The sequence below is a fragment of the Enterovibrio norvegicus FF-33 genome (genome assembly GCF_000286835.2).
GTDB lineage: Bacteria > Pseudomonadota > Gammaproteobacteria > Enterobacterales > Vibrionaceae > Enterovibrio > Enterovibrio norvegicus_A.
Map to the genome: position 1 here is coordinate 1 of NZ_AJYD02000053.1, position 388 is coordinate 388.

The window sequence follows — 388 nt, forward strand, 5'->3', positions numbered from 1 at the left end:
TAGGGCGGCACATTGGTCGCGTGATAAGTTCTGCCCGTGATAATCGGTTGGTCCGGGTCGCCTTCTAAAAACGACACAATCACTTCATGACCAATGCGCGGTATCGCCATCATGCCGTATTGCCCGCCTGCCCAGCCTTGGGAGACACGTACCCAACAACTTGAGGCTTCATCGCTGTTGCCGTATCGGTCCCACGGAAACTGCACTTTCACGCGCCCGTGCTCATCACAGAAGATTTCTTCCCCCGCAGGCCCAGTGACAATCGCCATTTGTGGGCCATGCACACAGGGTTTGGCTTGTGGCGCGGGACGCCACGGGCGGTGAGCGGGAATGACCGAAAAGGTATTGTGATACGTTGTCATGCCCTCACCCCCGTGCTCTTCGAGCG

At 57.7% G+C, this 388-nt stretch carries 1 protein-coding gene; it reads right to left on the reverse strand.

Annotation, left to right across the window (positions count from 1 at the left end; genetic code table 11):
* Window positions 1-388, reverse strand: a 388-nt coding sequence (tssI, locus tag A1OO_RS22840; RefSeq protein ID WP_017004975.1) for a type VI secretion system tip protein TssI/VgrG, incomplete at both ends; no start/stop codon positions are given.